Source organism: Caulobacter sp. B11, assembly GCF_002737765.1.
Taxonomy (GTDB): domain Bacteria; phylum Pseudomonadota; class Alphaproteobacteria; order Caulobacterales; family Caulobacteraceae; genus Caulobacter.
On the sequence record NZ_PEGG01000287.1, the window covers coordinates 1 to 5,153 of the forward strand.

Annotated in this window: 6 protein-coding genes and 3 pseudogenes; 7 read left to right on the forward strand and 2 right to left on the reverse strand. The window is 66.3% G+C overall.

The genetic code is table 11. The annotated features are described in order from the left end of the window. From CSW58_RS15325 to dusA, 5 genes and pseudogenes are all read left to right on the forward strand, one after another. The coding region (locus CSW58_RS15325) for a PRC-barrel domain-containing protein (RefSeq protein ID WP_099447345.1) at positions 1 to 298 on the forward strand (298 nt) is incomplete at its 5' end. A gap of 234 nt (positions 299 to 532) precedes the next feature. Next, positions 533 to 829 carry an erythromycin esterase family protein gene (locus CSW58_RS15810; RefSeq protein ID WP_201721647.1) on the forward strand — a complete coding sequence of 99 codons (297 nt, stop codon included), beginning with the start codon at positions 533 to 535 and terminating at the stop codon, positions 827 to 829. Positions 830 to 834: 5 nt separating this feature from the next. Further along, positions 835 to 1,056 (forward strand): annotated as a pseudogene (locus CSW58_RS16275) (erythromycin esterase family protein); the annotation flags it as partial. A 124-nt stretch (positions 1,057 to 1,180) separates the two neighbouring features. Next, positions 1,181 to 1,618: an erythromycin esterase family protein gene (locus CSW58_RS16280; protein ID WP_369825165.1), complete on the forward strand. Its 438-nt coding sequence runs from the start codon at positions 1,181 to 1,183 to the stop codon at positions 1,616 to 1,618. 177 nt (positions 1,619 to 1,795) lie between these two features. Then, positions 1,796 to 2,833 carry a tRNA dihydrouridine(20/20a) synthase DusA gene (gene dusA / locus CSW58_RS11215; RefSeq protein WP_099447346.1) on the forward strand — a complete coding sequence of 346 codons (1,038 nt, stop codon included), beginning with the start codon at positions 1,796 to 1,798 and terminating at the stop codon, positions 2,831 to 2,833. 16 nt (positions 2,834 to 2,849) lie between these two features. Here dusA and CSW58_RS11220 read toward each other — a convergent pair whose 3' ends face one another. Both CSW58_RS11220 and CSW58_RS11225 read right to left on the reverse strand, forming a co-directional pair. Next, complete coding sequence (locus tag CSW58_RS11220; protein WP_099447348.1) at positions 2,850 to 3,356, reverse strand: TIGR02281 family clan AA aspartic protease; 507 nt, start codon at positions 3,354 to 3,356, stop codon at positions 2,850 to 2,852. A gap of 262 nt (positions 3,357 to 3,618) precedes the next feature. Beyond that, the gene (locus CSW58_RS11225) at positions 3,619 to 3,834 is read right to left on the reverse strand and encodes a DUF1289 domain-containing protein (protein ID WP_099447347.1); all 216 of its coding nucleotides are present in this window, start codon (positions 3,832 to 3,834) and stop codon (positions 3,619 to 3,621) included. 117 nt (positions 3,835 to 3,951) lie between these two features. Between CSW58_RS11225 and CSW58_RS11230 the strand changes: the two are divergent. Further along, positions 3,952 to 4,831: pseudogene (locus tag CSW58_RS11230) on the forward strand (nicotinate-nucleotide--dimethylbenzimidazole phosphoribosyltransferase). A gap of 135 nt (positions 4,832 to 4,966) precedes the next feature. Beyond that, positions 4,967 to 5,153: pseudogene (locus tag CSW58_RS11235) on the forward strand (pimeloyl-CoA dehydrogenase large subunit); the annotation flags it as partial.

The following is a 5,153-nucleotide window of genomic DNA, read 5'->3' on the forward strand; positions in this document are numbered from 1 at the left end:
AAAGCTCGGTAAGATCGACGATCTGATGATCGAAAAGGCGACAGGCCGGACCACCTACGCCCTCATGTCGTTTCGACGGTTTCCTGGGTGTGGGAACGCGTTACTATCCGATCCCCTGGCGGATGCTCGACTACGATCCCGACAAGCACGGCTACAAGACCTCGCTCTCGCGCGCGAACAGATCGAGAAGGGCCGACACGTTCCTGACAAGGAGATCAAGGACGAGGTGGAGTGGCGCGAGGCGGTCCACGCCTATTATGGCTCGCCGGGTTATTGGGTCGGCCCTATCGGCCTTTGAACCTCCACCGATGACCGCCTCCGTTCGTTCTCACGATGACCAACTCATCTCGTTGCTTCGCGACCGCGCCCAGCCGCTGTCGGATCTTGATGATGAGGCCTTCGCGGCGTCCTTCGATCGCTTCGGTGACGCCAAGGTCGTCTTGTTGGGGAGGGCACGCACGGCACCTCCGAATTCTATCGCGCCCGCGCCGCCATCACGCGCCGGCTGATCGACAAGCACGGCTTCCGTATCGTGGCGATCGAGGCGGATTGGCCGGATGTCGCCGAGCTCGATCGGTTCGCGCGTAATCGGGACGTCTGGGGACAGCATCCCAGCTTCGTCAACTTTCCGCGCTGGATGTGGCGTAACGCCGAGTTCTCCGCCTTCGTCCACGACCTTCGAGCCTGGAACCTGCCCCGTAGCGCGGCCGACCGGGCGGAGCTGCGCGGCCTCGACGTCTATAGCCTCTCCCGCTCTATGGCCGAAGTGCTTGCCTATCTCGATCACATGGACCCGGGAGAGGCCGCCGCGCGCCCGCAGGCGGTATAGGTTGCCTGAGCCCCTACCTCGATGAGCCTCAAAACTACGGTGCGGCGGCCCGATTTGGTCGCGCCGATTGCGAAGACGAGGTCGTGGCTCAACTGGTCGCCCTTTTGGAGCGCCATTGGCTGTACTCGTCAGACCACGATGAAGCCTATTTCGACGCCGAGCAGAACGCCAGGGTGGTCAAGTCGGCCGAGGCCTACTACCGCGCCATGTACCGCGGGTCGGTCGAAAGCTGGAATCTGCGCGACAGCCATATGTTCCAAACGCTCGGACGGTTGATCCAGGCGCGCGAACGGCGCCAAGGCCGTCGTCTGGGCGCACAACTCGCATATCGGCGACGCCTCGGCGACGGCGATGGGCTCCGCCGGCGAATTCAATATCGGCCAGCTGTGTCGGGAGACCTTTGGCCACGCGTGCGTCTCGATAGGCTTCGCGACCGACCGCGGCCAGGTGGCGGCCGCCGACGACTGGGGCGACGACGTCAAGATCAAGACGGTGTTGCCGTCGCATGTAGACAGTTGGGAACGGTTGTTGCTTCGTGCGGGCCTTCATCGCGCCCTCGTGGACTGGCGCTCTGACCCCGAACTGGCGCGCGCGCTCGGCGAGACCCGCCTGGAGCGCGCCATCGGCGTCATCTATCGGCCGGAGACGGAGATGCGCAGCCACTACTTCAAGGCTCAGCTCTCGAAGCAGTTCGACGCCTTGGTTTGGTTCGAGCAGACCGGTGCGGTTGATCCCTTGCCCGGAACACCTGCGGAGGGCGCTCCGGACATCTATCCCTTCGGCCTGTAGGCTACCCAGTACGGTTTGGCGGTTCGGTGTCTCGCTCGCCTAAGCCGCAGCGAGGTGGACTCCCTTGGGGGGCGAAGGCAAAAATCGGTGGTCCGGCATTGTTCACCGGGCGGCGCCGCACATGGTGTATGGCCACGAATTGGACTATATGTGGAATCCGTCCAGTCCCGTATCGGCATGATTTCGAAAAATAGTTCCATTAAATATCAACGGGTTAGTCACCGATTTGCTGTGGCTCCGCTGATGGACTGGAGTGATCGTCACTGCCGGTCGCTGCACCGCGTCCTGACGCGTCGGACCCTGCTGTATTCGGAAATGGTCACGACCGGGGCGGTGCTGCATGGCGACCGCGAATGGCTGCTGGGCTACGACGCCGGCCAGCATCCCGTGGCGCTGCAGCTGGGCGGGTCGGACCCGGCCGACCTCGCCACCGCCGCCCGGATCGGCGCCGACTATGGCTATGACGAGATCAATCTGAATGTCGGCTGCCCGTCCGACCGCGTGCAGAGTGGCCGCTTCGGGGCTTGCCTGATGCGCGAGCCGGCCCTGGTGGCCGACTGCATGGCGGCGATGGCGGCGGCGGTGTCGGTTCCTGTGACGGTCAAGTGTCGGATCGGAGTTGACCAGGATCCGGAGGAGAGCCTGTTCACCCTGGTCGACCTCTGCGCCCAGGCCGGGGTCGAGAGCTTCGTCGTCCATGCCCGCAAGGCCTGGCTGAAGGGCCTGTCGCCGAAGGAAAACCGCGACGTGCCGCCCCTGGACTACGCCCTGGTCCATCGGCTGAAGGCCGAGCGCCAGGACCTGACCATCGTGATCAATGGCGGGATCGCCAGCCTCGAGGCCGCGCTGCCGCATCTGGATGTCGTCGACGGGGTGATGCTGGGCCGCGCCGCCTATCATGAGCCGGCGTTGCTGGGTCAGGTCGACAGGCTGGTGTTTGGCGAGGCGGACTCGGTGACGGCCTTCGAGGCGGTCGAGCTCTACAAGCCCTATATCGCCGCTCAACTGGCCGGCGGCGCCCACCTGGCCGGCATCACCCGGCACATGCTGGGCCTGTTTCACGGGCTGCCCGGGGCCCGGGCCTGGCGTCGGATCCTTACGGTCGAGAGCGTGGGGGCGAGCGCCGGTCTTGATGTCGTCGATCGCGCCCTGGCCGCCGTGCGCGAGGCGGTCGACCGGCGCGAGGCTCGCGCCCCGCAGCCGCTGGAAGTCTAGCGCAGAGGCGCGCGGCTCAGGGGTTGAGCACCAGCGACCGGCGCGTGGCCTGGAAGCTGGACAGCCGGCCCAGATAGCTCATGCCCAGCAGCGAGGTCTCGAGACCCTTCTCGATGACCAAAGCGTCGACATTGCGGATCTTGACCCCGGAGATGGCGACGCTGGCCAACTGCACCGAGGCGGCGCGGGTGCGGCCCTCGGCGGTGATGACGCTGTATTCGTAGTTCAGCTTGCTGGTGTCGATGCCCAGGCGTTTGGCGTCGTTGAGGCTCAGCGAGACGGCCGTGGCCCCGGTGTCGACCAGGAACCGCACCGCGCGGCCGTCGACATCGCCCTCGGCCCAGAAGTGGCCATCGGCCGCCTTGACCAGCTGGGCCGCGCCCGGATCCCCGGCCATGGTCGATGAGGCGGCGCCGGAGCCGCGCAGTTCGGGCTGTCGCAGATCATCCAGTGACACCACGGCCTTGGCGGCGCCAACGGCCGAAAGGGCGCCGATAATCGCGATCGCAACGAACTTGAACATCGAAGTCACCTTGCCTAGCAGGCTGTCCGGCCATTTCTTTGACCGATGCGGTGACTATAGGCAGCAAGGCCTTTTCAAGCCGTGAATCACGTTTAAAGGAATAGTCAAGGTTAATGGTGCTGGCCAGTATCGCAGCGAATCCAACAAATAAGACTTACCAGAAACCGAAAATCCATCAGCTATATTGAATGTTGGATCTAAAGCTCGGAAATTACGCCACTCATTCAGGTCTTGCAGCGTTAACGCTGGGTCGCCATCGAGCCTAGGGGCGCTGGGCCTTCAGCCGAGCCATCGGGTCGGGGCGACCGGGCAGGGCGGCGATGATCGCGGCGCGCTCGTCGTCGCTCAACTGCGCCCAGCCGGCGATTTCCGGCAGGGTCCGGCGGCATCCCAGGCAGACGCCGCTGACGCCGTCGACGGCGCAGACCTTGACGCAAGGCGTGGCGATGGCTCTGGGCGGGCGGGCGGCGAGGGTCATGTCTGGTGATCATCGCCACTCTGGGCGCGCCGCGCAAGCCGACTCGATCCCGTCCTGGCGGGCTGCCTGACGGCGAACGAGGCTTGCATTGGGCGCGGGCTGGCTTAAGTCGCGGCCATGACCGCTTCTCCGTTCGACGATATCCGCAAGCTCGCCGCCGATCTGCCGGCCCCGGGCGTCTATGCCGCGCCGCACGACGGAGGCCGGCTGGCCGAGATCTCGGCCTGGCTGACCGCCTGGACCGGCAAGGCGCCGCCGGCGGTCAATCGTCCGGTCATCGCGCTCTATGCCGGGGCTCGCCAGGGCGTCGGGCCCCGCGGCTACGCTCGAGAGCGCCTCGAGGCCGTGGCCGCCGGCGGCGCCGCCATCTGCCGTCTGGCCGGGGCCCAGGGCGCGGGGCTGGAAGCCTTCGACCTCGCCATTGACCGTCCCGTGCCGGACGCCGCCCACAAGGCCTCGATGAGCGAGAAGGAATGCGCCGCGACCATGGCCTTCGGCATGGAAGCCCTGGCCAAGCAGCCGGACCTGTTGATCCCCGGCGTGATCGCCGCCGAGGCCGACCAGACCGCCGCCGCTCTCTGCCTGGCCCTGCTGGGCGGCGAGGCCTCGGACTGGAGCGACGCGCCCGAGGCCGTGGCCGCCGCCGTGGCCCGGGCGCGCGGGAGGGCGACCTTTCCGATCCGCTTGAGGTTCTGCGGCAGCTGGGCGGGCGCGAGACCGCCGCGGTGGCCGGCGCGATCCTGGCGGCGCGGGTGCAGAAGATCCCGGTTCTGCTCGACGGCTATGGCGCATGCGCCGCCGCCGCCGTGCTGGCGGCCGTCAATCCCGCCGCCCTTGATCACTGTGTCGCCGCCCAGGTCGGCCCGACGCGAGGCCATGCCCTGCTGCTTCGGCGCCTAGGCAGGACGCCCCTTCTCGACCTTCAGATCGCCGACGAAGAAGGTGTGGGCGGGGCGAGCGCCCTGGCTTGGTCCGGATCGCCTGCGCGGTTCGCTAGGGTCAGATCGCGACCGCAAACTGATCATTGTTTACGTTGACGCTCACGTCATCTTTCCAAACGCATGTTCGAACCTAAGATGACCTCCGAACCATAAAGACGGCCCGACGCAGAGGCCGATTCCGGGAGCTGGCCATGAACCTCGACTTTTCCCCCGAAGACGCCGCTTTCCGCGACGAAGTGCGCGCCTTCATCGCTGAGAGCTACCCTGGCCGGCTGCGCGACAAGCAGGAAGAGGGCGAGGAAATGGCCAAGGAGGACTTCCTCTCCTGGCAACCCACCGCGTCCTGGCCAAGAAGGGTTGGTCGCCCCGGCCTGGCCG